The following is a 26,648-nucleotide window of genomic DNA, read 5'->3' as shown; positions in this document are numbered from 1 at the left end:
CGAAGGCGTCCCGCTATGCCCAGACGTCGACGGCGTCGGCTTCCATGCCGATGCGTCTGTTCGTGTGACGGGTGCCGTGCCAGTCCAGGCACAGGACGGTGGCGTCGTCCTGAAGGCGGCCCTGGCAGTTCTCGTACACGGCGTTGACGAGCACCCGGGTGGCCTCACACGGGTGCAGGGACCGGGTCTCCCGGACGAGGGCCGGCAGGTCGACCTCCGCCGCGGCCCGCTCCTGCATACCGTCGGTGAGCATGATCAGCCGGTCACCGGGGTGCAGGTCCAGACGCTGCACCCGGTAGGGGGTGGGGGAGGGAACACCGAAGGGCAGGTTGACGGCGACGTCGAGCCGCACGATGTTCCCGTCGCGCAGGAGCAGCGGCCACGGGTGCCCGGCGTTGATCCATTCGACCCTGCCGTCCTCCAGGCCGATGCGCATGAGCTGGCCGGTCGCCATGCCGCGGCCGTGCTCGAACAGCGCCCGGTGCGCCCGGCGGGCCTGTTCCTCGAGGTCGCACCCGGCGCGCCGGGCCCCCCGCAGGGCGCCCAGGAGCAGGGTCGCGAGGAGGGCGGAGTCGGTGTCGTGGCCCATGGCGTCGGTGATGGACAGGTGGAGGGTGTCGCGGTCGAGGGCGTAGTCGTAGGTGTCGCCGCCGATGTCGTCGGCCGGCACCAGATCGCCCGCGACGGTGAACTGGGCCGCTTCGCAGCAGGGCGCCGACGGCAGCAACTGGTGCTGGATCTCCGCCGCCAGGCTGGTCGGGGAGGTGCGACGGCCCAGGTGGTACAGGTCGGTGAAGCGGCGGTCGGTGACGATGATGTACGCCAGGGCGTGCGCGGCCTCCCCCACCTGCTGGAGCACCGCGTCATCGGTGTGGGGGAGCGTCATCTCCAGCAGACCGACGCGGTCCCCACGGTTCGTGACCGGTGCGATCACCCGGCGACTGCCCTCGCCGTCCGTCTCCTGGTGCAGCTTCTGGGTCCGCAGCACCCTCTCGTACACGCTGCCCCGCAGCCCGATGCGCTCCCCTATCCGGCCGCTCGCGGGCCCGTCCGCGGTGGTGAGGCGGATCAGCTCGTGCCCGACGAGGTCGGCGAACAGGAACGACACGCAGGCCGCGCCGAACCGCTTCTGCAGGCTCAGCGCGACGACGTCCACCGACTCCACCGGTGAGGCGTTCTCGGCCTCGGCCAGAACTTCCCCCAGATCCAGCGTCTCCTTGCCCACGACAGCCTCCTTCGCTTGCCGCATCTTGTGCCCCGGAGCGTTCCGCCAATTACCGCGATCACTCTTCGCGGTCGTGACCGCGCGGCGCCGCCCCGCGTCGACGAGGCGGTGGTGACGGCATCGGCCGCGGCTTCCCGGAGTCCGCGCGCATCCGCTCCGAAGCGCTCCCGAACGTTCCCCGAAGCGGTCGTCCGCACGATGGGGCCCGGGGCGCCCGGCACCGGTCGGGCCAGGGCGACGGCACCCCGGACAGTGTGTTGCGGAGCGGATTGGTGATCTTCCATGCCTTCTGATGTCGTTCGAGTTTCTCCCCGGCGGGCCGGGCCGCGACAGTGGTTCGGGCTGGCGATGCTGCTCCTGCCCACGATGCTGATGACGGTGGACCTGGGCGTGCTGTGGCTGGCGACGCCCGATCTGACCGCGGACCTGCGGCCGTCCAGCAGTGAACTGCTGTGGATCATTGACATCTACGGGTTTCTCACCGCGGGCACCATGGTCGTGATGGGCACCCTGGGTGACCGGATCGGCCGACGCAAGCTGCTGATGTTCGGTGCCGTCGGGTTCATCGTGGCGTCGCTGGCGGCGGCGTACGCGACCGGCCCGGGGATGCTCATCGGGGCGCGCGCCCTGCTCGGCGTGGCCGGGGCCGCTGTGCTGCCGTCGACGCTGGCCCTGATCAACCACATGTTCGCCGACCCCCGACAGCGGGCCACGGCGATCGCGATGTGGGTGACCTCGCTGTCGGTGGGCCTCGCGACCGGACCGGTGGTCGGCGGCGTGCTGCTCGAACAGTGGTGGTGGGGCTCGGTCTTCCTGATCGGCGTGCCCGTGATGCTGCTCGCCCTGGTCACGGCCCCGGCGCTGCTGCCCGAGTACCGGGCGCCAAAGGCGGGGCGGCTGGACGTGGTGAGCATGGTGCTGTTCCTGCTGGGTGTGCTGCCGCTGGTGTACGCGGTCAAGCGGGCCGCGGAGCACGGCATGGGCGGACAGGTGGTGCTGGCGCTGGTGGCCGGAGCCCTGTTCGGCGGCCTGTTCCTGCGGCGGCAGCTCAGGCTGGCCGATCCGCTGCTGGATCTGGGCCTGTTCCGGCACCGCGCGTTCCTCGGCGCCCTGGTGACCCTGCTGTTCGGGATGACCGCGCTCAACGGCGTCGAGGTGCTCGTCCCGCAGTACCTGCAGATGGTGGCGGGCAAGTCGCCGCTGGAGGCGGGGCTGTGGCTGCTGCCGGGGGCGGCGGGGCTGGTGGCGGGCTCGCAGCTGACACCGGTCTTCGCGCGCCGGACGCGCCCCGCCCACGTCCTCGTGGCCGGCCTGCTGGTCTCGCTGATCGGTTTCGCCATGGCCGCACGGGTGCCGGGCGACGGCTCGGGGACCGTGCAGGCGTCCGCCGCGCTCGCGGTCATCATGTTCGGCGTCGCGCCGATCAGCGTCCTGGGCACGGCGCTCGCGGTCGGTTCGGCACCGGCGGAGAAGGCCGGCTCGGCGGCCGCGACCGGTCAGACGTTCTACGAGATCGGCCTCGCCATGGGGATCGCCGTCCCCGGCAGCGTCGCCACCGCGGTCTACCGCGACGAGGTCGCACGGCTGACACCCGCGGACGCACCAGGGGCCGCCGTGGAGGCCGCTCGGGACACCATCGGCGGGGCGGTGTCCGCGGCCGGGCAGCTGCCCGGCGCCGTCGGTGAGGGGCTGCTCGGCGCCGCGCGCGCCGCGTTCACCAGCGGCTTCCACACGGCCTCCCTGGTCAGCGGCGGCTTCGCCCTGCTCACCATCGCCGGAGTCCTGGTGCTGCTGCGGAACGTCCCGGCGATCTCCGGCGGAGACGACAGCGAGCCGGCCGACCCGTCCGGGCAAGGGGCCGCGGCCCCCGGGGACGCCGTACCACCGGCGGCCGCGAGCGCGCACTGAACCGGCGACTACGCCACACCAGGCCGACCCCGGCACCAGCGGTGCCGGGACACACCACCACACGTATGAGGTGATCAACATGAGTCGGACCCGGAAGCACGCGATTGTTCTCGGAGCGGGCATGGCGGGGCTGTTCGCCGCCAGGGTCCTCAGTGAGTCGTACGAGACCGTCACCCTCGTCGACCGCGACGACGTGAGAGCGTCGGCCGGTCCGCGGCGGGGCGTGCCACAGGGCCACCACGTGCACGGCCTGCTCGCCCGCGGGCAGCAGATCATAGAGGAGCTCTTCCCCGGGATCACCGCCGAACTCGCCGCGCACGGGGCGGCCAAGGGCGACGTGGTCGGCGACGTCCGCTGGTACATGCGGGGCGAGCGGCTGAAACCCGCCCGGTCCGGACTGGTCGCCCTGACCTCCAGCCGCCCGTTCCTCGAACGGCATGTCCGCGGCCGTGTCGCGGCCCTGCGCAACGTGTCCTTCCTCGAACGGCACCACATCGAGGGACTCATCCATGACGAACACCGGCCCCGGGTGCACGGCGTGCGCCTGCGGCCCGAGAACGAGGAGGGGAGCCACCGCGACCTCGAAGGCGATCTGGTCGTCGACGCGACAGGGCGCGGATCGCGGACGCCCGCCTGGCTGGAGCAACTGGGATATCCCCGGGTGGACGAGGCACGGCACCCCATAGGCCTCGGCTACACCACCGCGCACTTCCGTCTGCGCAGCGACCCCTATCAGGGCGGCATGGCACTCAACGCGGTCGCTTCACCCGAACTGCCACGTGGCGTCATCCTCAGCGAGGTGGACGGAGGGCGCACCGTCGTCACCGCCTACGGCATCCTCGGAGACCATCCGCCCACCGACCGTGAAGGCCTCCTGACCTTCGTCAAGTCCCTCGGTGTCGCCGGGGTCCACGAGGCCCTCACCGAAGCCGAGCTGCTGCACGAGCCCGTCGGGTACCGCTTCCCGGCCAACCTGCGCCGCTTCTACGAGCACACGTCCGCCCTGCCGGACGGGCTGCTGGTGATCGGTGACGCCGTGTGCAGCTTCAACCCCTCCTACGCCCAGGGCATGACGGTCGCCGCGCTGTCCGCGCTCACCCTCCGCAGTCACCTGGACAACGGGGGAGACGGGACGGCGGAGGACCCGCTGACGTTCTTCCGGACACTCGCCGCGGACGTACTGGACGGCGCCTGGGCGATGTCCATCGGCGGTGATCTCGCCTTCCCCGGCGTACGGGGCGAGCGCACCGCCGAGACCCTGGCGACCCACCAACACCTGGCCCGCGTCCAGCGCGCCGCGGTGCACGACGGCGACATCGCCACCGCGCTGATCCGGGTGTTCGGCCTCGTCGACGCGCCCACGGCGCTCACCCACCCTGATTTCCTGCGGGCTCTGGAACGTGCCGAGGCCTGAACCCCGCACCGGCGGCGCCCTTTCCCCTCCCCCTTTGTCCACCCCCTCGACCCCAGAGGTGATACCCATGCGGATTTCTGTAGGCGACCTGGTCTTCGACGCCGATGTGAGCGGCCCGGAGGACGGAACGCCCGTACTGCTCCTGCACGGTTTCCCGCAGAGCCGCGCCTCCTGGCTCGACGTCGTCCCCCACCTCGACGAGGCCGGACTGCGCAGCATCGCCTTCGACCAGCGGGGCTACTCGCCCGGCGCCCGCCCGGCCAAGACCGAGGAGTACGGGCTGCCCCACCTGGCCGGCGACGCCCTCGGTGTCCTCGACGCCCTCGGGATAGAGAAGGCCCATGTGGCCGGGCACGACTGGGGCGCCATCGTCGCCTGGTACCTGGCGGCACGGCACCCCGACCGCATCAGCAGCCTCACCGCGGTGGCCTTCCCGCACCTGGACGCCTACCGCTTCGCGTTCCGCAACGACCCCGAGCAGCGGGCGAGTTCGGAGTACGTCGACTTCCTCACCGCGCCGGGCCGGGCGGAGGCGATGCTGTCCGACGGCGCCGACGGGCTGAGGCGGTGGTACCACGTGGCCGACACCGTCCTCACCGGTGAACAGATCGACCGCTACATGGCGGTGCACACCCAGCCCGGAGCGCTCGACGCGGCCCTGAACTGGTACCGGACCGGGACGCTCTTCGACGACACCGCGCCGATCGGGGAGGTCACCGTGCCGACCACCTTCATCTGGAGCCGCGCCGACCCGTCGGTGAGCAACCTCGCCGCGGACCGGACCGCCACGCACGTCACCGCCCCGTACCGCCTGGTGACGCTCGAGGACGCCTCGCACTGGCAGCCGGAGGAGGTTCCCGAACTCGTGGCTCAGGAGATCATCCGCCGCACCTCCGGCGGTGCCTGACACTGACCACCCGGGCGGCGGTTCGCCGGGTGCGCGGCGGGGCTCAACCCGCCGCGCACCCGACCGGGGCGGCGTCCTGAGCAACGGCCTGCTCATCACCGGCGACCTCGTCCAGCGGGCGGCGGCGCCCCTCGGCGTACGCTTCCGACAGGCCTGCGGGGTCGGCAGCGGTGTCCAGAAGGGCACGGACACGGCTGACGTCACCCTGCTCCGCGGGCGGCAGCGGAGCGCCGGCGGCGGAGCGGGCCTGCCCCGCGGCGCCCAGCAGCACCGCCGCCCTGCGATGCCGGCCGCACCGGGCATGGGCGGCGGCCAGGCCTTCCAGCGCCAGCGCCACGGCACGCACGTCACCGGTCCGGCGGGCGGCCGCGAGCCCCTCACGGTGCAGCTCCAGAGCCCGGGCGGCATCGCCGCGCTGTTCGGCGGCGAAGCCCAGTTCGGCCAGGACCAGGGCGAGGCCGGGTTCGTCGCCGTCGCGCCGGTTCGCGGCGAGCCAGGGCCCCAGCGTCTCCTCCACCTCGATCAGCCGCCCCTGTCGGCGGGCGGACATCGCCAGCCCCAGCGCGGCGAACTGCTGGGCCGGTCGATGACCCTGGTCGACGGCCAACCGCAGCGCCTGCGCGTGCAGTTCGTCGGCCTGGTCGAAGTGGCCCTCCAGCAGGGCGATGCGGCCCAGTCCGGACAGTGCCTGGGAGATCTCGGTGCCCATGCCCAGTGACTGGGCGTCGCGAAGCCGCTGCTGGTGGAGGCGGCCGGCTCGTTCGTAGTCCCCACCGATCTCGGCCAGCGTGCCGAGAAGAGCACCGGTGCGCAGCGCGCCCCAGTCGTCGCCGAGTTCACCGAACCGTGCCCTCGCCTCCTCGGCGTCGGCGCGGGCGCCGGCCAGCTCCCCCCGGGTCAGGGCGATGCCCGCGCGCATGGTGAGCGCGGCGGCCACACCCCAGGTGTCCCGCAGGAAGCGGAACGCCGGCAGCACCGCGTGCAGCTGCTCGGTGGCCGCCGCGGTGTCGCCCGTGCTCCACAGCGCCATACCGAGGAACCAGCCGGCGCGGGCGACCCCCGGGGCGGCGTGTCCCGCGGCGTCCGCGGGCGGCCGGGGCAGCGGCGCGTACGGGGCTCGCGTGGTGGCCGCCGCCACGTCCACGCCGTCCTCGCCGGACGCCGCTCCACCCAGCAGCAGGCCGAACCCCCGCTGCCACAGGCGCGCTTCCGCGCGCAGCGGCTCCGGCGCATCGCCCTGGACGGCCAGCGCCTCGGTCAGCGTGCGGTGCGCCTCGCTCAGCCGGCCCCGCAGGTACCGGTACCAGGCCAGGGCGCAGGCCAGGCGCAGAGCCCGGCCCGCAGCACCGGTGGTCCGCGCGTGTTCCAGGGCCCGCTGGAAGTTGCCCGCCTCTTCGTCCAGCAGGTCCAGTCGGTGGCGCCGGCCGCGGGAGTGCAGCCGGCCCTGGGCCTCCTCGGCCAGCGCGGTGCAGTGCTCCAGGTGCCGCGCGGCGCACGCCGCGCTCTCACCGGCCTCCTCCAGCCGCTGCTGGGCGTAGGCGGCGACGGACTGCGGGAGCCGGTAGCGGGATCCCGCCGGACCCGGTGTGTGCACCACCAGTGAGCGATCCACCAGCTCCGTGAGCGCCTCCAGCACCTCTTCGGGGGCGAGACCCTCACCGGCCGTGACCGCCTCCGCGGCGTCCAGGCGGCAGCCCTCGCGGAAGACCGTGAGCCGGCGGAGCACCGCTCGCTGCTGTTCCTCCAGCAGGCTCCAGCTCCAGTCGATGGCGGCGCGCAGGGTGCGCTGGCGGCCGGGTGCGTCGCGGTACCCGCGGTTGAGGAGCTGGAACCGGTCGTCGAGCCGGGCTTCCAGCTCCTCAAGACCCAGCACGGGCAGCTGTCCGGCGGCCAGCTCCACGGCCAGCGGAATACCGTCGACCCGTCGGCATATCGAAGCGGCGAGCGGCGCGGTGACGGCGTCGAGCACGAAACCCGGGTCGTGGGCCGCGGCCCGCTCGGAGAACAGCCGCACCGCGCTGAACTCCCGCAGCGCGGCGGGGTCGGTCAGCCGCCGCGGGGGGAGCTCCAGCGGAGGCACCGGCCACACCTGCTCGGCGCAGATCCGCAACGGGACCTGGCCGGTGGTCAGCACGCGCAGCTCGGGCGCCGCGTCCAGCAGCCGCACGGTCAGGTCCGCGGCCGCGTCCACCAGGTGCTCGGAGTTGTCGAGCACGAGGAGCATCCGGCGCGCGGCGACCGCGTCGGCCAGCTGCCGCACCGCGTCGCACACGCGCTCCTCGGTGCACGACCGGTCCTGCCGTACGCCGAGCGCGCCGAGGATCCGTTCGGCCAGCGGCCCCGGCCCCGCGGAGGCGTCCGGGACCGGGGTTCCGGCCAGTTCCACCAGCCACACCCCGTCGGGGAACTCCGCGTCCAGCTCCGCGGCGGCCGCGATGGCCAACCGCGTCTTGCCGACCCCGCCGGGACCGGTGAGCGTGACGAGCCGGTGCGCGCGCACCAGCGCGCACACCTCCCGCGTCGCGGCCTCCCGGCCCACGAAGGAGTTGACCTGGAGGGGTACGTTTCCGCTCCGGCGCGTGATTCCGGCGGACGCCCGCCCGGGCTGCCCGGGCGCGGCGAGCGCGGGGTCGTGGTGCAGGATCGCCCGGTGGAGCTCCCGCAGTTCCGGGCCGGGCTCCAGCCCGAGTCCCTCCTTGAGCCGCGCCCGCAGTTCCGCGTAGCTCTCCAGCGCCTCCACACCGCGCCCCGCCCGGTACAGCGCCGTCATCTGCACGGCGCGCAACCGCTCCCGCAGCGGGTGCTCGGCGACCATCCGGGCCAGCTCCCCCACCAGTACCTGGTGTTCACCGAGCTCCAGGCGCGCTGCCGCGAGCTCCTCGGCGCATCCCTGCCGTTCCTGCTCCAGCCCCTCCGCCACGGCCCGCACCAGGGGATGGCCGGCGAATCCGGCGAACGCGGGCCCTCGCCACAACCCCAGCGCGTCCGACAGCGCGGCGGCCCGCCGGCCCGGCTCCACGGCGGCCATGCCCCGCGCCACCAGATCGCGGAAGGCGTCCACGTCCAGCGCCCCGTGCTCCACGTCCAGCAGATAGCCCTCGCCCCGGCGCGCAACGCTGCGGCGTCCCCCTTCGCGCGCCTGTTCCAGTACGCGGCGCAGCTGGGACACCTTGGCTTGCAGCGACGCGGTCGGCCGGGTGGTGAGCTCGGCACCGTCCCACAGCGCCTCCACGAGCCGGGGGGAGGAAACCGGGTTCCCCCGGTGAGCCAGCAGCACGGCGAGCAGCACGCGCACTTTCGACTCGGGGACCCGTACCGTGTGCGTGGGGTCCCCTCCCCAAACCTCCACCGGCCCCAGCACCCCTAATCGCATACGGTCAGCGTAACGTGGGCCACTGCCCGCCTGACCTGCCCGATGTCCGGATTCCATGGAGTGACCCCGTGGGGTTCGTCGGAAGTTCAAGGTCATTCCCCTTGGCGCCATCGGGGAGGCGGGGCGGTCCGCGGGAGTGCGGATATGGCTGAAACAGGGAGCCTGCGCGGGGCGTTGGGCCTGCGGAGAACCACCGGACGGCTCCGCACCGGAAGCCGGGTTACCGGCGCCGTCGCGTGGGCGAGCAGGTGGCCGAGACCGGGGCGGCTTACTCGTGGGTCGGCGGGGAACCAGTAGCCCGCAGCGCACAGCCGGTGCCACCGTCCGGAGCGGTGGCGGGGCGTGCCGATGATCCACGAGGAGTGCCATGAGAGCCCGTATCGGGGTCGAGGAGGAGTTCCACGTCGTGGACGTGGAGAGCGGGTTGCTGGTGCCGCGGGCGAACGCGGTCCTGGACCGGCTCCCGGGCGAGAGGTTCACGACGGAGCTGAAGCAGTCCGCCGTCGAATCCAACAGTGAGGTACACGCGTCGCTGGACACCCTGTACGCGGACCTGGTCCGGTCCCGCAGCCGCCTGGACGGGGCCGCGTCCTCCCAGGGGCTGGCCGTCGTGGCGGCCGGCACCGTGCCGCTGGCCCGAGTGGAGTCCGTGGACACCACCGAGAACGCCCGCTACGGACACATGGTCGACGAGTACCGCCTGATCGCCGATGAGCAGCTCATCTGCGGCGCCCAGGTCCACGTGGACGTGCCCGACCGTGACACCGCCGTACGGGCCATGTGCGGCGTCGCCCCCTGGCTGCCCACGCTGCTGGCGCTGTCCGCGAGCTCACCCTTCTGGCTCGGCGCGGACACCGGGTACGCGAGCTGGCGCACGATGCTGTGGCAGCGCTGGCCCACCGCGGGCCCGGCCGGCTGCTTCGCCACCGCCGCCGAATACGACGCGGCGGTCGGGGAGCTCGTGCGCTCGGGAGTGATCAGCGATCCGGGGATGGTCTATTACGACGTACGGCCCTCCAGCCACCAGCAGACCCTGGAGCTGCGCATCTGCGACGCCTGCCCGCGCGCCGAGACCGTCGTGCTCGTCGCCGGACTGTTCCGCGCCCTGGTGCTGGACGCCTGCGACCGGCCCGCGGAGCCCGGCGCCTGCGCCTGCCAGGGCAGGAACGAATGGCTCCGCGCGGCCACCTGGCGCGCCGCCCGGTCCGGGCTGGAGGGCGACCTGATCCACCCGGCCACCCGCCTGGCCGCGCCCGCCTCCCAGGTGGTCCACGCCCTCCTGCGGCGGCTGCGCCCGAGGCTGGAGGAGAACGGCGACTGGGAGACGGTCAGCTCCCTGGCCGAAGAGGCCCTGGCCGCCGGCAGCGCCGCCCACCGGCTGCGCCGCGCCGCCCGGGAGGAGGACCTGCTGGCCTGTGTGGACCTGCTCGCCCGTGAGACCCGCGGCGAGCACGGGCCCCGCCGGTACGCGGCTCCCCCCGGTCGTCGCGGCGCGACCGCCGGGGTCACGGCTCGCGTGTCACCGGCGCAGGTGTGACGGAGCGCTCCGGTTGGCACCACAGGCCGACCGGAGCGCCTCGATGGGGGAGCGGCGGCCGGGAGCCGTGGCGTCCGGTGGTGGGACGGGCTCCCGCGCCCGACCGCCGCCACAGGTGAAGGACATCGGTGATCCCGCGCCGCTGCGGGGTGAGCGCAGGGGAACGGCCGCCCCGTCGACGAACCTCGCGGGGACGGCCCGCCCTGTCCGCCCACTGCGGCGGCCCCGGCGCCTCGGGCGCGCGGCGCGGCCCCGTACGCGACGAGGCCGCGCGCTGCCGCTTCGCCCGGCACCCGGCCTGCCGGTCACGCGCCCTGGTCGCGTGCTTCCGTCCCTCCCGTCCGGGGTGACGCCTGCTGCAGGCGGTCGATCATCTTCGACGCCTCCGCCTTCGTGAGGTCCTGCGGGACGTCCTCGCCCGCTTCGCGGGCCAGGGTGCGCAGATAACTCAGCTGGGGACCGGTGGCCGGTTCATCCCCTGTTGCCCAGTCTTCTACGTCCTTGCTTGGATTTGGTTCACTCATGAGGTCCGACTACCCCGTTTTCCCGTCTGTCTCCACCCGGCGGGCACGCCGGTCCCCACGGTGGACGCCCGACTGCCGAGACGCCGGTAAAGGGTGGTGGTGGCGTGAGGCGGGACCGCGCGGGCACTCGCCGAGCGGCGAACCGGACTGTCCGGCGGTTGAGTGATCACCGGACGTGGCGCGCAGACACGGTGGTGGGCGCGGCGGTGGGCCGCGCACGGCGGGGCCGGACACGTCGAGCGACACCCCGCCCCCGAGGCGGGGCGGACGCCGCAGGGCGTACCAGCCGCGCGAGTGTGCGGAAGCGATGGCCGGGTATCCGGATGCCGCTGATGAGCGGTGGGCGAGGTGAAGGGAGACACGGTCGTGTTGATGCCCCATCCGGCGGTACTGGCGGACCTGGTCGAAAGGTACGAGACGTTGAGAGCGCTGCACGCCGAGAAGGCAACCGACCCGGAGACGCGTCAGCGGCTGGACGACGTCGCCTACACCCTGTGCGTCGCCACCGGCACCCGTGACGTGCGCAGTGCCCTGGCCGCCGCCCGGCGGCAGCTCGACCGTACGAAGCCGAGCGATGTCACGCTGATGGCGTGAGAACCGGGACCACCCGCAAGGGTGCGCGCCCTGACGAGGGGTCACGGCCCGTGGCGTCGCGCGCCCGCCACTGATCCACCCGCACGGGAAAGCAACGCCTCAGCCCCTCGCGCCGCCGGGGCGCTGCGACGCCGCAGCGCCCCGCCCCGGTCTCCACCCGAGGCCGGCGCCGCCTTGTGGTGGGGAGCCCCCGTGGATGGGTCCGGTCGGCGCCCGGGGTGATCGAGGAGGAGCCGTGCGGCACTCTGATGAGGAACTGCTGAACTTCGACACCAGCGCGCTCGAGGACTGGGACCAGGACCGCGCGCGATCCGCACTCGACGGCGAGGACGGCGCGCTGTACCGCAACCACCTGGAAATGGCCCTGCAGCTGGACCGGTGGGCGGACGCCGAAAGCCGACGCACGGACACGGACGCGCGCTACAGGGCCGGCTACACCCAGGCACTCGAAGACATGGCCGCGTTCCTGAGGCAGACCTACTACCTGCCCGGCGGCCGGGATTGAGTGGTCCCCCACGCTTTCCGATCTTCCACGGCGGAACACGGCTCGGAGGCTTTACATCACCTTTCCCGGGAAACCCGGCTCACGTGCGTCGACGGCCGCGGGAAGCGGTCGGTTACCCGAGGAGGCACCATGAGTGACGAGCAGATGGCTGACGACGTGTACCAGCCCACCGGGGGCAACGAGGAGCAGGAGGACGGGGCGCCGCTCGACCTTCAGGACGCCCTGGACGAGCGCACGTACGACGACATGCTGGACGAGGGCTACTCGCCCCCGGAGAAGCCGTTGGGCGTCACCAAGCACGGCACGACAGCCGCTGAACAGCATGAGGGTGAAACCCTGGACGAGCGCCTGTCGCAAGAGGTCCCCGATGTGACGCCGCCGGTGGGTGATGGTCTGGGCGACCTGCCCGGCGGCGAGGGCGAACCGGTGGATCCCGAATCCGGCGGCGAACGCGCGGGCCGCCTCACCGCCCCCGACGAGGGCGCGCGCCCGGACACCACCAAGGAGCTCGTGGCGGACGACCAGGGCATCGACGGGGGCGCCGCGAGCGCGGAAGAGGCCGCGGTGCACATCGTGCGGGACGACCTGCCCACGGACCTGGATGAGGACGGCGCCGGCTGACCACCCGCCTATCCGCTCGGCGCATCCCGACGCACGCGGTCGGGCAGCGGGACCGACACCGCAGCCGTGAGCCGTGTCCCCAGTGGTTCCGTCCGTACCGCCGCTCGAATCCGGCGGAGCGACGGCCGGACCCGCCGGGGACACGGCTTTCGGCTGTCCCCGGAGGTCCTCCTGGGAGAACCTCAGCGGGCTCGTCGCAGGGTCTTCGCGACGAGCCAGGCGACACCGACGCAGGCCCCCGCCACGGCAAGCGTCCGGGCGCGCACCACCCGCGTGCCGGCGGGGAGGAGATCCCTGGCCCGGTCGAAGACGCTCAGAGGTACGCCGAGGACGGCGTTGCCCGGCGGCCTGCGCGGCACCCCGGGATGGGGGCGCGTGGGTGCGGTACGGCGCACGGCTTCCCACGCCGCGCCCAGCTGACGCAGGCGTGCGGTGTCGAGGAGATCCCGCAGGCGGGGCAGCAGCAGGTCCTCCTCGTCGCGGATGTCCTGCCGGATCAGGGCGAACGCCTCGGCGGCGAGCTCATCGTGGCGCGGATCGTCCGGCCCGATCCTCTCCATCTCGGTGACGAGGTCGTTGATCCGCTGGTGCTCGTCCTCGACCCTCGCGGTCAGCTCGTCACCGTCGGACGCCAGACGACGCAGCGCGGGCCACAGGACGGTCTCCTCGGCGAAGGCATGACTGAAGGTGAGGTGCACGATGTCCTTCAGAGTGCCTTGCCGCTCCTCCCGGGTTCCGTGACCCGACTCGTACAGCGCCATCAGGCGGTCGAGCTCGGCGTGGTCCCGGCGCTGTCTGGTCAGGATGCTTCCCGTGCCGCCGAGTTCCTCGACGCTCTGTTCCGCGATCGACTGGGTCATGACGCTTCTCCCTCGGTCACCGTGTGGCGGGGCGGCACGGCGCGTGAGCATTACTTCCGGGGGATCATGCCGAGCCCGAGTACCGGTGCGGCAAGCCCGCGCGCCGCACAGCCGGCGGATCACTGCGGCGATTACCCCCCGCAGTCGCCTTTAGGCACTGCTCATCCGAACGAGCGAGCCCGGCCGGACGTAGCCGCTGCCGGACCTACCCGGATGCGCACGCCACCTCGATGACGAGGAATGACAGGACACCATGGACCACCCGCACGCCCATTTCCGCGACGGCTTCGGGGGCGCGTCCCGAATGACGGTTGAGCAGCAGGCAGAACAACGGCTCAGGGACGCTCAGCCACCTGCCCGCCACCAGCCGTCCTCGCCCTCGCACGCCGCCGCGTCAACGTCCTCTGGGCCATGATCCGCGACCACACCCCCTTCCAGACCGCCCCAGCCCTTACTGGGATCCAGCCAGGGCGAGTGCCTGTGCCTGAACCCGTATGCGCAGGTCGGAGAACGTCAGCCGCCATCAGTTTCCGCTCAGGGTGCCCACACCGGGCAGAGCGGCCGCGCCCAGAACGCTACCGAGCCCAGGGAGCCCAACCAGTTCCGCGCCGCCGCAGTGCTGGTAGCTGTCGTCCTGGGGAACCTGAGCGATGTTGCCGCCTACGGTGCCGGCGCTGCCCGTCGCTGCTGCGCCGGCAGCGGCTTGGGATGTGTTGTGGCAGGTGTTGCCGAATGCGGGGGCGGCGATGGGCAGGATGCCTCCGGCTGACGCGGGCTGGGCGCTGACGAGTGCGCCGAGAACGACCGTGCAGCCGATACCGACACTTCTGGTGAAGATCCGTGTGTGCATGCCGCGATCACGTGTCTGTGACCAGGGAGGTTACGGACATGCCCGACGGCTGGCACGCGGTCCTGTGGGTCATCCTGAACTCATGGTTCCAGTGGCTCCGGTCGCGTCTTTCCTGACCTTCCCTGGCCGCTTGACAACCGGCATTGGGAAGTTGCCTGGCAGGCGGGCCGTTGTGCCGGGGGTGGGCACCCATGTCACGCCGATGTGGTGGTCGACCAGGTCCTCGCCGTGGCCCAAAGCCCGGCCGTTCAGGCTCGGCCGCAAGGAGGCCGTGATCCAGTTCGTCACCGCCGACGACCGCGCGAACTCCCGGGCCCTGACGGGCCGTCCGGCCGCCCTCTACAAGGAGCTCATCTGCAAGGGCGCGGCCTGCAACGGCGAGACCAGCGGCGGAAGCGTGTTCAAGCAGCCGGTCGACCCGAACGACCCGAAGTCCGGGTACAAAGAGGGCGGGATGGATGCCAAGGCGTACCACGTGACGGGCATCGACACGCGCATCCGGTACGACAGCAGCCGCAACCCGCCCTTCACGGTCATGACGTCGATGCCCTACAAGCCCTAGCCCTCTGAGGAAAGCTCGCACCTCATGTTCACCGACCGGACCTCCTGGGAAGCCGCGGTACGCCACCTGTACAGGGACGCGTACGCGTACATCGCCACCGGACCGCGCCGCCACCAGGACTGGACTGTCGACGTCCTCGCGCTGATGGCCCGGGCGGTGCCGGACCCTCGGGGGTGGGCCCGTGTCGATGACGCGGAGAAGGACCCCGAGCGGGAGGCAAACCCGATGTGGCCCTTCGCCGGTCACCCCCCGGAGTACGTCGCGCCGCGCCTCAAGAACATCGACAGGGACAGTGCCGAGAATCTGCTCCTGGCCCTCACCGAGGCCGGCTGCACCCTGGACAACCTCCGGTACTTCGACGAGTCCGAGGACGAGCTGAGGGCGATGGCGCGCACGATCCTGGTCCGTTACGGCGACAACGCCACCTATCACACCAACGTCAGCAAGACCGGCAGCGCTCCCGGCACCCTCGACTTCACGCTGCAGAGCCTGGGGTACAGCCCGCTGAGCGTCCTGATGGAGGACTGCGGCCTCGTCGTCGTGTCGGACACCGAGGTCGGGCTGTTCTGGACGTTCTCCGACTGACGACCCAGCCGCCGACCAGGTGATTTGAGAGGATGCCCCCGTGCTGACCCGTTCCGCTTCCTACTCCGACCGGGAGACCGCCCAGTGGGCGACCCAGCAGGTGGTGACCGTCAACGAGCAGGTCATCCACCGCTGGCTGGCCCAGGGCACCCGGCCCCGGCTCACCATCGAGACGGCCTGGCCGTCGCGGGAGGAGCCCGTGGGGCGGGTGCAGCTGGAGGGGGATCTGCTGGCCGGGCTCGGGCCGGTCGACGTCCGGGCGGCGCGCGTGGTGCTGCGCCGGGAGCCGTCGAGCCCGTACGGCTTCGTCGTCCACACGACCTTTCCGTTCTACCTGTAGGGGCGTACGCCGATGTCCATGAAGCCCCTCGAGCACGACCGCCGGTACGGCGAGCTGGACCAGGTGATGCGCGCGTACCTGGGGCAGCCGGCCGACGACACCCCGGAGCGGCGCAGCCGCGCGCTGGACGCGTTCCTCCGGCACACCTGGCACACCCGCCCCGCCGCCATCGCGGAGGCGGAGCGGCAGCTGCGCGAGTACAGCCGTAACCCTCCGGGCCGCATCCGGCAGGGGCTGGGCGAGTTCTACGCGATCCCGGACGTGGGGCTGCCCCAGTCGGAGATCGGCGACTGGCTCATGGTGCTGGCCGACCATCTGAAGCGGAGCATCGAGGAGGGCGACGTTCCCGAGCCGTCGGCGCCGCGGACGCACTGGGAGTGGCACGCGCGGTTCCCGGAGACGGCGCAGCTGCTCGGCGGCTGGTTCTCGCAGGACATCGTGGACGAGTTCCCCGACCACGACGCCGCCGTCGCCGACTACGCCGCCACGACCGACCCGCAGCTGGTCGCCCGACTCGTGGGCGAGCTGCACGAACTGCTCGCCCTGCCCCTGGACGACGGCGACTACGCGCTGGCCGCCGCCGAACTCGGCATGGAGGTCGCCCCGCCGGAGCCGTTCTCCCACGGCGCCTGGTTCCAGCCGCTGGCGACGAGGCTGTCCGGCGGCTGATCCGCCCGGCGGGCGCCGCCCGCGTCCGCGGCGAAGCCCCGGCTCGGTCGAGCCGGGGCTTCGCCGCGGGCGGACTCATGCCAGTGTCAGGCCGGTAGCAGGCCCGGGGCGACCTTCAGGAGGGCACCCTCGCGGTCCAGGGTGAGGACGTGGTGGGTGTCCCGGCTGAGGGTGGTGGGGTCCGGGGTGGGCGAGGACGACGCGGCCGTAGGAGGTGATCTTGCCGAGGGCGGCGAGGGCCCGTTCGACGTAGGCGGTGATCTTGGGGTGGTCGCCGACCTCCACCGCCGTCATGGCGCGGTAGACCGGGGTCCCGTCGACCGTCTCCTTGGTGTACCGGAACATGTTCACCACGAACGGCGTGCCGTCGAGCGAGACGGAGTCGACGACGAACTCCGGGCCGACGAGCCGTTCCTGGACGAGGAGTCCGGTGATGACCTCGCCGGCGAGGTCGGTCCCCCGAAGAGCCGGTCGCAGGCGGCCCGTACCTCGTCCAGGGTGGAGCAGAAGTACACGCCGTCGGTGGCGAAGGACTTCACCGGCTTCACGACGAACTCGGCGAGCCCGCTCCGCGTACAACCCGCTTGTGACCGGCCGAGGGTCTGGGAACCCTCCAGAGAGCACGGGTTCCACGCCCTTCGACACTTCTACGCCTCCGAGCAGTTGGAGGCTGGCGAATCGGTGATCTCCCTTGCTCAGTGGCTCGGCCACACGGACCCAGGATTTACCCCAAGGAAGTACGGTCACTTCCTGCCCAGGGCTGGGTCTCGGGGGAGCGGCGCCATCGACGCCGTGTTCGGGTAGACCCGGCCGGGACCGCCGGGGCCCGGGAGCTTGCGAAAGTCCCAGAGAAATCCCACAGCCACCGCCGCACCGCCATCTGCCCAGCATATTCGCAGTTCAGACGGGGTGCGGCGGCATGCTCACATCAGATGTCGCGGAAGATCTCGATCTGCGCGCCCACCGAGTTCAGCCGCTCCGCCAGGTCCTCGTAACCGCGGTTGATGACATAGACGTTGCGCAGCACCGACGTGCCCTCCGCCGCCATCATCGCGAGCAGCACCACCACGGCGGGCCGCAGTGCGGGCGGGCACATCATCTCGGCCGCGCGCCAGCGGGTGGGGCCCTCGACGAGGACGCGGTGGGGGTCGAGGAGTTGCAGCCGGCCGCCGAGGCGGTTGAGGTCGGTCAGGTAGATGGCGCGGTTGTCGTAGACCCAGTCGTGGATGAGGGTCTGGCCCTGGGCCGATGCCGCGATCGCCGCGAAGAACGGCACGTTGTCGATGTTCAGGCCGGGGAACGGCATCGGGTGGATCTTGTCGATCGGCGCCTCCAGCTTGGAGGGCCGTGCGGTCAGGTCCACCAGCCGCGTGCGGCCGTTGTCCGCGGTGTACTCCTCCGAGCGGTCGTGGTCGAGGCCCATCTCCTCCAGGACCGCGAGCTCGATCTCCAGGAACTCGATCGGTACGCGACGAATCGTCAGCTCGGACTCGGTGACGACCGCCGCGGCCAGCAGGCTCATCGCCTCGACCGGGTCCTCGGAGGGGCAGTAGTCGACGTCCACGTCGATGGCCGGTACGCCGTGCACGGTGAGCGTGGTCGTGCCGATGCCCTCCACCCGTACGCCCAGGGCCTCCAGGAAGAAGCACAGGTCCTGGACCATGTAGTTGGATGAGGCGTTGCGGATGACGGTGACGCCGTCGTGGCGGGCGGCGGCCAGCAGGGCGTTCTCGGTCACCGTGTCACCGCGCTCGGTCAGCACGATCGGGCGGTCCGGCGCGACGTCGCGGTCGACCTGTGCGTGGTACAGGCCCTCGGTCGCGGTGATGTCCAGGCCGAAGCGGCGCAGCGCGATCATGTGCGGTTCGATCGTGCGCGTTCCGAGGTCGCAGCCGCCGGCGTAGGGGAGCTTGAACTGCCGCAGCCGGTGCAGCAGCGGGCCCAGGAACATGATGATGGAGCGGGTGCGGCGGGCGGCGTCCGCGTCGATGGCCTCCATGTCGAGGTGCGCGGGCGGGGCGATCTCCAGGTCCATCCCGTCGTTGATCCAACGGGTGCGCACCCCGATGGAGTTGAGCACCTCCAGGAGGCGGTACACCTCCTCGATACGGGCGACCCGGCGCAGCGTCGTGCGGCCCTTGTTGAGGAGTGACGCGCACAACAGCGCCACACAGGCGTTCTTGCTGGTCTTGACGTCGATGGAGCCGGACAGCCGGCGTCCGCCGACCACCCGCAGATGCATGGGTCCGGCGTAACCGAGCGACACGATCTCACTGTCGAGCGCCTCGCCGATCCGGGCGATCATCTCAAGGCTGATGTTCTGGTTGCCGCGCTCGATGCGATTGACTGCGCTCTGGCTTGTGGCCAGCGCTTCGGCGAGCTGCGTCTGCGTCCAGCCGCGGTGCTGGCGCGCGTCACGGATGAGCTTCCCGATGCGTACGAGGTAGTCGTCTGCCATGCCACGCAGGCTATCTCAGATATGAGATGGTGCTCTCGGTGGGGTAGGCCATCAGGGTGACAGGCTGTGCGCAGTGGGGTGACGTGGTTCATACAGCGGCAGTTCGGCCCCGCTCGGCAGCCGCACCGTCGCGAGCAGACCCCACCCCTGGTCGCTGACCGGCCGCGCGAGCTCCGCCCCGCGCTCGGTCAACTTCCGCAGGACGTCCCGGACGTCGTCGCACATCAGGTAGAACTCGTGCCTCGGCTCGCCCGACGAGGGGTGCACGGCGACCTCGGCGGGCGGCAGCCTGAAGATGAGCCACCCGCGTCCCGCGTCGACGTGGGGGAACCCGAGCACGTCCCGGACGAACGCCCGGTCCGCGTCGGCGTCCCGGGTGTACAGGATGACGTGCGCACCGCTGAACATGTCTCGATGCTCGGCGCTGCCCCGAATCGCCACAAGCGGGGCGCAGCCGTACGAGTGCCGGGCCGTGTGTCGTTTCGCGAGTCCGTCAGGGTGGCCGCACCCACCCCGCCCGGACGGCGGGCGCGAGTGGAGCAGTGGCGCACGCCATGCCGTGGCGCGGTGGTGTCCTGTCTCACCGAAGTTTGGCGATGCCGAGTCGCTGACGTGGGCGGACTATCTTCGCTGAGACAGGACGCGGACCCGGTAGATAGTGAGACGGGCCGCAGCGGACTGGTCAGCCGTGTTTCGTCTCAGCGAAGTAGTCGTCGCGCCTAGGCTGACCTGCCTCAAGGGCAGCAGTAGCGTCCTTCGTGTGTTGCCTGGCGGGAGGGGCGGCCCAAGCGCTGTCCGCGTGAGCTTCGGAGCAGGTCATGGCTGGGTGCTGTCTCGGCGGGGAAGCTTGTCGCCGATCGCCTCCACCAGAGCCTTGACTTCCTCGGGGAACTTGTGGGCCCAGGTGGTCAGGAAAGCGCTCTTGACGATGTGGCCGGAGGTGAAGTCCAGGTCGCCGCCGATCTGCTCCCAGACCATGTGCCTGTCCCAGTTGGTCAGTGCGCGCTCCTTCACGACCTTCTTCACTCGCTCCTGGTCGTGCAGGCCGAGGTGGAGGGCCACCGCAAGCCGACCTGCTTCCTCGTCCAGACAACCCAGCACCCGATTCAGTACGTGGGCCTCGGGCGAGCTGGCCCCGGGCAGGGCGAAGATGCCCTCGTCGGGATTGGCGCGCTCGAACTGGTCACCGTCGAGAATGCAAATCGACGGATAAGTACGGGTTGGGTCGATGTTGTGGTGAGCGTTGACCTTGATGGCGGGGTCGGCGCCGCCCATCGCGTGGACCTTGACCTCATCCAACTCGATGCCGCCGTGGCTGCGAAGGGCGGTGGTGACCATGAGTTCGGCGAAGGCGTCCTCGACGAAGATCGCGAGCTTGGCCTCAATCTGACCAGTGATGGTCCGCAGGGCTTTGACGTCGAGCTTTCCCTGGATCACGTTGCCGAGGAGGGCCGCCCAGATGGCCTTGGAGGGCAGTGGGGCGAGCGCGTCATTTGAGTGCGTGGTGAAAATGACCTGGCAAGACTTGCGGTGGGCGACACCGATCAAGTATTCGACCATGCGCTGAGTGGCCACCGGGTGCAGGCCGTTCTCGATCTCCTCGATAAGAATCATGGCCCCGGGGGAGGCAGCTTCGACGTCGGCGACGATACGGATGACGCTCGCTTCGCCGGCTCCGAAGTGGAACTCGGAGTACCCCTCACCCTGAGGGGTGAGCCCGGAGAAGAGCTTGACCTTGCCAGCAGCGTCCACGTAGAGCTGCTGGAACCCCTTTATGGGCTTGGCCAGGATTTTCGCGGCATGCTCTGTGACCTCGGGAGCAAGGGTCACCTCGCGCACTGCTGCGAAGGACCCGCCAATCGCGGCCTTGAAGTTAGACCGCTCTGTGGCGGGCAGGGTCCGCTCGACTCCGAACACCAGAACCTCCCGCTCTGGGGCGGTTCGGTTCCATTTGAGCTGTTTGAAGCTTGCGGTGCGCGAGACCGACAGGCGGGGGTTAAGCTCCTTGTCGATGATTTCGTACTCGATTGACCAGTTCTGCATGCTGGCGTCGTATTTGCCGCTTTTGGCAAAGAATCGCCCTGGAGCGACGCTCTTGTAGGCCAGCGCCGCCGCCCCCAGGACGGTGGTCTTGCCCCCGCCGTTCGGCCCGACCAGTGCTGTAACCGGGAACTCGAAAGTGACTTCACGGTCGGTGAAGCCTCGGAGCTTCCGCAAGGTCAGCCGCTTGAGATACTTGCCGTAGTTCTCCTTGGAGACCTTGGTCTCCAAGTCGGTGATCACGCTCTGCCGGACTTCGCTCCTGTAGTCAGCCACCACTACCCCGTCTGAGTCTGGAAGATTTATCGGGTCATCTTCGCAGATCCGACGAACTGGGAGGCGGTGTTCCTGAGTGGGGAGTCGCCAGAGCGCGTGATCTGGATTGAAGGTTATGCACATAATTATGTGCAATTACCAGGTTGGTCAGGGTTGCCACTGCGCCGCGTGGCGCTGAGGGAATCGATAGCGGACGTAGTGGCGGAGCAGGGTGTAGGACACCGAGACGTCGTAATTGTCCATGAGGTTCAGCCAGATCTGTTTCGGTCCGAGACCCTGATCCAGCATGGCCTGTATGGGCTCCATGAGGTCGCTGTCCAGATGCGAATGGCTCCGTTCGACCCCTCGGGGAGGAGGCTGCATCGTGTCGAGGGCGAGGCGGACGAGACGGCGAGGGACGTGGTGCCGCAGGGCCAGGTCCTGAATGGTGTGGCCTCTGCGGGCGTCGATGTAGATGAGCAAGGCGAGATGGGGCTGGCCGGGGAACAGCTCGGTTCGCGCAGTGCGCGGGTTGGGCTTCATGCGGCCGCGCGGGGAACTGGCGTCAGCGAGAGCCCGGTCCAAAGACTCCTCGGAGCGGCCGGAAACCGCGGCCAGGCGGCCCAATTGGGGCTTGCCGAACCAGAAGGGCGGTCCGTTGAGGAAGCAGTGGAGATAGCTCGGCTTGAGATGGTTCGCGCGGGCGAGGCGGCGAACGTAGGAGTCCGTGATCTCGCCGACGCAGGGGCGTAGTCGGACAGGTAGCGGAGCCAGCGGGCGAGGCAGCTCTGGCAGCGGGCGGGACACCTCAGCGGCCCTTCTTCGCAGCTTCCGCGGCATGGTCCAGGGGGATTGCGTCGAGAGCTGACTTGGTCACGCGTTCTGTGCCGCTGAGGATCGCGTCGATCGCGGCGCCCCGGATCGCGTGGGAGAGTGCGCCGATCATGCCGTCGGCCCGCTTGTGGAGGTAGCGGTCCAGCTTGACCAGGCTGCCCGGCGGGTGGTCGTGGAGCAACAGGGTCCTCTCCATCGTTGCGACCAGTCCCTTCCATTCGTCGCCGTAGGGGAACGGGCGGGTGGGAACGAGGGTGAAGCGGCCTGCGATCTGGGCGCCCCGAGTGCCGGCCAGGAGCTCGCTGGTGTCGAGGTTGATGCCTGCGTAGACGAACGTTGCGGGGATGCGCTCGGAGAAGTATTTCAGGGTGTCGGAGACCTCGGCACCGGCTCGTGTGACCTGCGAGACGTTATGGATTTCGTCGACGAGGACCAGACCGGTGCGGGTGTCCGTGCAGATGCCGACCACCGCTTCGATGATGTCGGTCATGTTTGATCTGGCCCGGACCGGCAGCCCCAGGAAGCGAGCGAACTCGGCCGCGACCATGCGGGCGGACGCCGCGGGCGGGACGGTGATGTAGAGCACCGGGATGCGGTCGTTGACGTTCGGGTGACGGGCCCGGTCGAGCAGTTCGTGGGCGAGCCCGAGCTGGGTGATCGCGCTGGTCTTGCCCGTTCCGGGCAGCCCGGAGACCATCAGGCCACGGCGGGCGCTGATCGCGTGCCGGTTCAGCAGGACCAGGCGCCGGCCGCAGACCACTGTCTTCTCGACGAACGAAGTGGCGACCACGAGCATCCGTGCGTGGTGGTCGAGCCGGTCGTCGTCATAGAGGGCCCGCTCGGTAGGGGACAGTTTGGCCAGTTCGGCGGAAGTCAGCAGGACCGGTGGTCTGGGGGGCCCGGTGGCGAACTTCCGCCATCCGTCCAGGGTGGTCAACTGTCGGTTGGCCTCGGCATCGGCGTCCTGGAGCGTGGTGTGCCGGGTTGCTGGTTCGGAGATGGTCACGGACGCCTCCAGGGGTTCGCGAGCGGGTCGAATAGGCCCAGCGGGATGACTTCGGCCAGCTCCGTGTCTGCCTGGTCTTCCTGAGCGGCTTCGTCGGCGGGCGGATCGGGGGTCGGCCGGTCGGGGGTGGTGGCCCGGGTCCGTGCGGCGACGCGCCGGGACCGTTTGGCCGCGGGCCCCTGCTTGGGGGTGGGACCGTCGTGGGCCCGCCGCAGCAGCGCGGCGGCCGCGTCCGCGATCTGTTCCTCCGTGCCGCCGGAAACCTGCTCGCAGGCGTGGTCCCAGGCCAGTTCCCCGAACGGGACACCGACGCGGTTGAGGTGTTTCCAGAACACGGTGATCCACCGACTGCGCCGACGGTCGCGTACCCAGATTCGGGAGATGTCGTAGGGGTCGTGGTGGATCTCCCACAAGCCCTTCTTCTCCATCACCCCGGAGTGCTGGCGGCGCAACGGCCCCAGTTCGCCGTTGTCGTAGGTGCGGTGCTTGATCCGGATGCCGTAGCTGTTGATCGCCTGCCAGCGTTCAGGCAGCAACTCGACGTAGTCCTCGCCGTCCAGCGGAACCGGGACGTAGCCGCAGGACTGAAGCAGCGTCGTGTACTTCTCGTTCGGCGAGAACGCGCGCCCCGGCGCCTGCGGATCACGCAGCCCGTCGTGCGGCCTGGTCTGCCAGACGGCGATGACCCACTCATCGAGCAGGCTCTGGAGTTCAGGAAGAGACCACAGCGGCCCGTCCTCCAGCTTCCGGCCGCGGCGGTCCGTGGTCGATCCGGTGTAGCCCGCGACGAACTGGGCGAACAGCGTGGCCACCGAGCCCAGAGTCTTCTCGATCATGCCTTTGTCGGTCGGCGTCGCCTTGTGGGCCGGTTGCAGGTTGATGCCCAAATACCGGCAGGAGGCCCGGAAGTTCCGCGAGACGAACACCTTCCCGTGGTCGCAGACGATCGTCTCCGGCACGATCACCGGCCGTGCCGCCGCGTGCTCCAGGCGCTCGTCCAACGTCAGCAACCGCCGGTGCGGCAGCACCGAACGGGACATCCGCAGGGCCTCTGACCATCCGGGCCGCATCGCCTCCGGGGTGACGCTACGGGCCAGCAGCGCGGAAGCGTCCGCGGCCTTCGTGGTCGGCCGCAGCACCGCCGCAGTGATCGACCTCGTCGCGATGTCGACCATCGCCGTCAGCTCGACCTTCTCCGCGATCCCGTCGTCCAGGCGCACCAGCACATCCAGCGGGGTCGAGTCGATCTGCATCAGCTCGCCCGGCGCGCTGGCCGGAACCTCCCCGAACGGGTCGGGAGGCCGGGCCTTGACCGACCGTCGCGTGCGGGCCGAACCCGTCGCGTGCGTGCCCGTCGCCAGCTTGCTGTAGAGCCGGTAGAGAGTGGCCCGGGAAGGAACCTCGACACCGGCGCCGTCCTCGCGGTCGGCCAGGATCTCCTTGGTCCGCCAGACGAGGAATCCGATCGTCTTCGACGAGTCCTCGGCCGTCTCGTTGATCGCCTGCTGCATCGCCTCCACCACCGCCGCATCGACCTTGCCGAAGACCGGCATCTGCTTGGCCGACCGGCCATCGGCCAGCCCGACCACCCCGTCACGCTGATAGCGCTGGCGCCGCTGTTTGATCCCGCTGGCAGTCACCTTGTGCCCGGCCGCCGTCAACTCGGCCGCCTTGGCCCGCTCGCGCTCAGCCAACGAGTGCTGTCTCGGGTCGAACTCCGGCCGAGCCCCTGCCTCACCGGACGCCCCCGGCGGCAGCCCGTGCAGCACCTCCAGAATGTGGCCCTCCCACCAAAGTGCCTGTTCAGCGGCTGTTTCGGGAAACTCTGCGAGTCGGGCTGTGGGCGGGACCTTCCGCCCCTGCTTGTTCACTGGGCGCCCCTTCCGATCACGCCCACGACCGTGCGCGGGCTCAGCAGCTCGACCGTCAGGTCCTCGGCGACCATTTCCTGACGCCAGAGCAGATGGAACAGCGCGGGCAGCATCGCGAGCCGGTCACCCGCCGCATCAGCCCCCGGCAGCAGCGGCCCCGGCGCCGCGAAGACCTCCCGCAGGCGGTCCGCAGCCGTTGGGCGCAGGCACCGCGGGTGCCGGTAGCGGGACAGCCACCGGACATTCGCCAGCAACACCGGCTCCGGCATCCCGACCCGCTCGAAGTGCCAACCCGCCTGAGCGCAGGCGATCCGCGTCACCTCGAATGCTTCCGCGTCCTTTGGCTCGATCCGCTCGTCCGCGCGGACATCGACGACCACGGCTGAGCCGTCCACCCGGCGCACGAAGTAGTCCGGAGCGTGCCGACGCTCCTGTGCCCCGTCCTGCCAGTGCAGCCAGAAGGGCTGCGAGGCGATCCCCGTCACCTGCGGATCGAAGTCCATGAGCACGAGCCGGTCCCGCTCCAGCCAGGACTCGAAGCCCACGTGCTGCCCAGTCGTCGCCGCCCAGTACCAGCCGGCGAAGTGACGCTCACCACGGGACCACCGGAACGGCCGTACCGGTGCCACGTCCTCGAATCGAGCCGTCACACAGTCCAGCAGAGGCCGGCGCTGCCGCTGACGTACGGCGTCCACATACGACAGCTCGACGTACGGCCCTACGAGATCCACCCCAGCCCGTACGGCCACCAGCACCCCCAGCGCGTTTAGCCCGTACGGCTAGGTTCACTGAGACGGAAGGCCGAACGACTGGGTTCGCTGAGTAAACGCCTCGATTGGATGAGAGCGGTCAGGTGGCCCGGGGCATGACCGGGCAGCGGTCATGTACTAGAGTTATCTCGACATCGAGATATCTGCCGAAAGACGCACCGCAGCCGCGCCAGCCGGTAAGGGTTACCTAACTAAGTCTTACCTTAGCGGATCGGCGCGGAGCCATCGCGGCAGGATGCGGTAAGAACGCGCACATTGATGAAGGAGACTGTCGTGTCGGCGAACAGCTTCGACGCCCGCAGCACGCTGCGCGTGGGCGACGAGTCGTACGAGATCTTCAGGCTGGACAAGGTCGAGGGCTCCGCGCGCCTCCCCTACAGCCTCAAGGTGCTCCTGGAGAACCTCCTCCGCACCGAGGACGGCGCGAACATCACCGCCGACCACATCCGGGCCCTCGGCAACTGGGACTCCCAGGCCCAGCCGAGCCAGGAGATCCAGTTCACCCCGGCCCGCGTGATCATGCAGGACTTCACCGGTGTGCCGTGCGTCGTGGACCTCGCCACCATGCGTGAGGCCGTCAAGGAGCTCGGCGGTGACCCGGCGAAGATCAACCCGCTGGCCCCGGCCGAGCTGGTCATCGACCACTCCGTCATCGCCGACAAGTTCGGCACGGCGGAGGCCTTCGGCCAGAACGTCGAGCTGGAGTACGGCCGCAACAAGGAGCGCTACCAGTTCCTGCGCTGGGGCCAGACCGCCTTCGACGAGTTCAAGGTCGTCCCGCCCGGCACCGGCATCGTCCACCAGGTGAACATCGAGCACCTGGCCCGTACCGTCATGGTCCGGGGCGGCCAGGCGTACCCCGACACCCTCGTCGGCACCGACTCGCACACCACCATGGTCAACGGCCTCGGCGTCCTCGGCTGGGGCGTCGGCGGCATCG

The 26,648-nt window shown here is 70.6% G+C and carries 24 protein-coding genes and 1 pseudogene; 13 read left to right on the top strand and 12 right to left on the bottom strand.

All coding sequences use genetic code 11. The annotated features are described in order from the left end of the window. Positions 1-13 precede the first annotated feature (13 nt). Complete coding sequence (locus tag ABZZ38_RS12915) at positions 14-1,225, bottom strand: PP2C family protein-serine/threonine phosphatase (RefSeq protein WP_356738755.1); 1,212 nt, start codon at positions 1,223-1,225, stop codon at positions 14-16. Between the two features lie 348 nt (positions 1,226-1,573). Here ABZZ38_RS12915 and ABZZ38_RS12910 point away from each other — a divergent pair, with 348 nt between their 5' ends. The 3 genes from ABZZ38_RS12910 to ABZZ38_RS12900 all read left to right on the top strand — a co-directional run bounded on the left by ABZZ38_RS12910 (position 1,574) and on the right by ABZZ38_RS12900 (position 5,454). Beyond that, positions 1,574-3,133 (top strand): MFS transporter, encoded by a 1,560-nt coding sequence (locus tag ABZZ38_RS12910; RefSeq protein WP_356738753.1) that lies wholly within the window; start codon positions 1,574-1,576, stop codon positions 3,131-3,133. Between the two features lie 79 nt (positions 3,134-3,212). After that, positions 3,213-4,547 carry an FAD-dependent monooxygenase gene (locus ABZZ38_RS12905; RefSeq protein ID WP_356738751.1) on the top strand — a complete coding sequence of 445 codons (1,335 nt, stop codon included), beginning with the start codon at positions 3,213-3,215 and terminating at the stop codon, positions 4,545-4,547. 67 nt (positions 4,548-4,614) lie between these two features. Then, a complete protein-coding gene (locus tag ABZZ38_RS12900) occupies positions 4,615-5,454 on the top strand; it encodes an alpha/beta hydrolase (protein ID WP_356738749.1) in 840 nt (279 codons plus the stop codon). Positions 5,455-5,497: 43 nt separating this feature from the next. Here the strand turns inward: ABZZ38_RS12900 and ABZZ38_RS12895 are convergent, their stop codons facing one another. Next, positions 5,498-8,827, bottom strand: a complete 3,330-nt coding sequence (locus ABZZ38_RS12895; protein WP_356738747.1) for a BTAD domain-containing putative transcriptional regulator — start codon at positions 8,825-8,827, stop codon at positions 5,498-5,500. A gap of 367 nt (positions 8,828-9,194) precedes the next feature. On the opposite strand from ABZZ38_RS12895, the gene ABZZ38_RS12890 reads away from it, so the two are divergent. Further along, a complete protein-coding gene (locus ABZZ38_RS12890; RefSeq protein WP_356738746.1) occupies positions 9,195-10,364 on the top strand; it encodes a glutamate--cysteine ligase in 1,170 nt (389 codons plus the stop codon). A 305-nt stretch (positions 10,365-10,669) separates the two neighbouring features. Here ABZZ38_RS12890 and ABZZ38_RS12885 read toward each other — a convergent pair whose 3' ends face one another. After that, positions 10,670-10,888 carry a DUF3072 domain-containing protein gene (locus ABZZ38_RS12885; protein WP_356738744.1) on the bottom strand — a complete coding sequence of 73 codons (219 nt, stop codon included), beginning with the start codon at positions 10,886-10,888 and terminating at the stop codon, positions 10,670-10,672. 366 nt (positions 10,889-11,254) lie between these two features. Here ABZZ38_RS12885 and ABZZ38_RS12880 point away from each other — a divergent pair, with 366 nt between their 5' ends. The 3 genes from ABZZ38_RS12880 to ABZZ38_RS12870 all read left to right on the top strand — a co-directional run bounded on the left by ABZZ38_RS12880 (position 11,255) and on the right by ABZZ38_RS12870 (position 12,608). Further along, entirely contained in the window at positions 11,255-11,482 is a 228-nt protein-coding gene (locus tag ABZZ38_RS12880; RefSeq protein ID WP_356738742.1) for a DUF5133 domain-containing protein, read from the top strand. 235 nt (positions 11,483-11,717) lie between these two features. Then, on the top strand, positions 11,718-11,987 hold the full coding sequence (locus ABZZ38_RS12875) for a hypothetical protein (protein ID WP_356738740.1): 270 nt from the start codon (positions 11,718-11,720) through the stop codon (positions 11,985-11,987). 129 nt (positions 11,988-12,116) lie between these two features. After that, positions 12,117-12,608, top strand: coding sequence for a DUF5709 domain-containing protein (locus ABZZ38_RS12870; protein WP_356738738.1), 492 nt, complete (start codon positions 12,117-12,119; stop codon positions 12,606-12,608). Positions 12,609-12,790: 182 nt separating this feature from the next. On the opposite strand, the gene ABZZ38_RS12865 is transcribed toward ABZZ38_RS12870, so the two are convergent. Both ABZZ38_RS12865 and ABZZ38_RS12860 read right to left on the bottom strand, forming a co-directional pair. Beyond that, entirely contained in the window at positions 12,791-13,468 is a 678-nt protein-coding gene (locus ABZZ38_RS12865) for a hemerythrin domain-containing protein (protein WP_356738735.1), read from the bottom strand. A 523-nt stretch (positions 13,469-13,991) separates the two neighbouring features. Continuing rightward, positions 13,992-14,318 carry a hypothetical protein gene (locus ABZZ38_RS12860; RefSeq protein WP_356738732.1) on the bottom strand — a complete coding sequence of 109 codons (327 nt, stop codon included), beginning with the start codon at positions 14,316-14,318 and terminating at the stop codon, positions 13,992-13,994. Positions 14,319-14,571: 253 nt separating this feature from the next. Here ABZZ38_RS12860 and ABZZ38_RS12855 point away from each other — a divergent pair. From ABZZ38_RS12855 to ABZZ38_RS12835, 5 genes and pseudogenes are all read left to right on the top strand, one after another. Then, positions 14,572-14,688, top strand: a pseudogene (locus ABZZ38_RS12855) (oxidoreductase); the annotation flags it as partial. 216 nt (positions 14,689-14,904) lie between these two features. Further along, positions 14,905-15,465, top strand: a complete 561-nt coding sequence (locus ABZZ38_RS12850) for a hypothetical protein (protein WP_356738730.1) — start codon at positions 14,905-14,907, stop codon at positions 15,463-15,465. A 40-nt stretch (positions 15,466-15,505) separates the two neighbouring features. Beyond that, positions 15,506-15,805, top strand: coding sequence for an RNase A-like domain-containing protein (locus ABZZ38_RS12845; protein WP_356738728.1), 300 nt, complete (start codon positions 15,506-15,508; stop codon positions 15,803-15,805). 12 nt (positions 15,806-15,817) lie between these two features. Then, positions 15,818-16,474: a contact-dependent growth inhibition system immunity protein gene (locus tag ABZZ38_RS12840; protein WP_356738726.1), complete on the top strand. Its 657-nt coding sequence runs from the start codon at positions 15,818-15,820 to the stop codon at positions 16,472-16,474. 156 nt (positions 16,475-16,630) lie between these two features. Beyond that, the gene (locus tag ABZZ38_RS12835; protein WP_356738724.1) at positions 16,631-17,278 is read left to right on the top strand and encodes a hypothetical protein; all 648 of its coding nucleotides are present in this window, start codon (positions 16,631-16,633) and stop codon (positions 17,276-17,278) included. Between the two features lie 124 nt (positions 17,279-17,402). Here ABZZ38_RS12835 and ABZZ38_RS12830 read toward each other — a convergent pair whose 3' ends face one another. The 7 genes from ABZZ38_RS12830 to ABZZ38_RS12800 all read right to left on the bottom strand — a co-directional run bounded on the left by ABZZ38_RS12830 (position 17,403) and on the right by ABZZ38_RS12800 (position 25,687). Further along, complete coding sequence (locus ABZZ38_RS12830) at positions 17,403-18,932, bottom strand: UDP-N-acetylglucosamine 1-carboxyvinyltransferase (RefSeq protein ID WP_356738723.1); 1,530 nt, start codon at positions 18,930-18,932, stop codon at positions 17,403-17,405. A 51-nt stretch (positions 18,933-18,983) separates the two neighbouring features. Beyond that, the gene (locus tag ABZZ38_RS12825; protein ID WP_356738721.1) at positions 18,984-19,340 is read right to left on the bottom strand and encodes a VOC family protein; all 357 of its coding nucleotides are present in this window, start codon (positions 19,338-19,340) and stop codon (positions 18,984-18,986) included. 408 nt (positions 19,341-19,748) lie between these two features. Next, entirely contained in the window at positions 19,749-21,248 is a 1,500-nt protein-coding gene (locus ABZZ38_RS12820; RefSeq protein WP_356738718.1) for an AAA family ATPase, read from the bottom strand. Between the two features lie 147 nt (positions 21,249-21,395). Then, positions 21,396-22,034, bottom strand: coding sequence for a hypothetical protein (locus ABZZ38_RS12815; RefSeq protein WP_356738715.1), 639 nt, complete (start codon positions 22,032-22,034; stop codon positions 21,396-21,398). Between the two features lies 1 nt (position 22,035). Then, positions 22,036-23,067, bottom strand: a complete 1,032-nt coding sequence (locus ABZZ38_RS12810; protein WP_356738713.1) for an ATP-binding protein — start codon at positions 23,065-23,067, stop codon at positions 22,036-22,038. Continuing rightward, positions 23,064-24,578 carry a Mu transposase C-terminal domain-containing protein gene (locus tag ABZZ38_RS12805; RefSeq protein ID WP_356738938.1) on the bottom strand — a complete coding sequence of 505 codons (1,515 nt, stop codon included), beginning with the start codon at positions 24,576-24,578 and terminating at the stop codon, positions 23,064-23,066. The genes ABZZ38_RS12810 and ABZZ38_RS12805 overlap by 4 nt, the downstream gene beginning before the upstream one ends. A gap of 356 nt (positions 24,579-24,934) precedes the next feature. Next, a complete protein-coding gene (locus ABZZ38_RS12800; protein WP_356738711.1) occupies positions 24,935-25,687 on the bottom strand; it encodes a TnsA-like heteromeric transposase endonuclease subunit in 753 nt (250 codons plus the stop codon). 279 nt (positions 25,688-25,966) lie between these two features. Here ABZZ38_RS12800 and ABZZ38_RS12795 point away from each other — a divergent pair. Continuing rightward, positions 25,967-26,648 (top strand): aconitase family protein (locus ABZZ38_RS12795; RefSeq protein WP_356738709.1); only part of this gene is annotated, 682 nt, incomplete at its 3' end.

Origin of the sequence: Streptomyces sp. NPDC006368, from assembly GCF_040612535.1 — a bacterium.
In the GTDB taxonomy this organism is placed as follows: domain Bacteria; phylum Actinomycetota; class Actinomycetes; order Streptomycetales; family Streptomycetaceae; genus Streptomyces.
The sequence above is the reverse complement of the archived record's forward strand: the minus strand, read 5'-3'. Positions and strand labels throughout refer to the sequence as shown.